General features: G+C 49.0%; 1 protein-coding gene. It reads left to right on the forward strand.

Going from position 1 to position 539, the window contains the following annotated elements; translation table 11 throughout:
• Window positions 1–539 (forward strand): dihydrofolate reductase family protein (locus ACYVHB_RS32935; protein ID WP_461056343.1); only part of this gene is annotated, 539 nt, incomplete at both ends.

Consider the following 539-nt stretch of genomic DNA (forward strand, 5'->3'; position numbering starts at 1 on the left):
TCGCTCGACGGCTTTATACAAGGCCCAAACGGCGATTTGGAGTGGATGTTTATCAACGATGAACTCTGGCAGAACATTGACGAACTGCTCGCTACGACGGATAGTGTCTTATTCGGTCGGGCTGCGTATCAGGAGTTTGAGCAGTATTGGCCGGCGGCTGCCACCAACCCGAAAAGCCCGCAAAATGAAATCGATTTTGCTCATTGGATTGAGAAAACGCCCAAAATCGTTTTTTCAACAACCTTGCCTTCCGCCGATTGGGCTAATTCGAGATTGGTCAAATCAGACATTGCTGATGAAATCGCAATGTTGAAACAACAGCCCGGTAAACACATCCTGCTGTTTGGCGGGGCAGGCATTGCCCAAACGTTCATGCAACTCGGCCTGATCGACGAGTACCGGATCAAGATTTACCCCGTTGTGCTGGGCAATGGCATTCCGTTGTTTAAAGAGGGTACGGACAAGAATAAACTTAAACTGCTGACCACGAGAACGTTTAGTGCAGGAGTTGTGGAAGTTCATTATCAGGCCGACCGAAC

Source organism: Spirosoma arcticum (assembly GCF_054779955.1).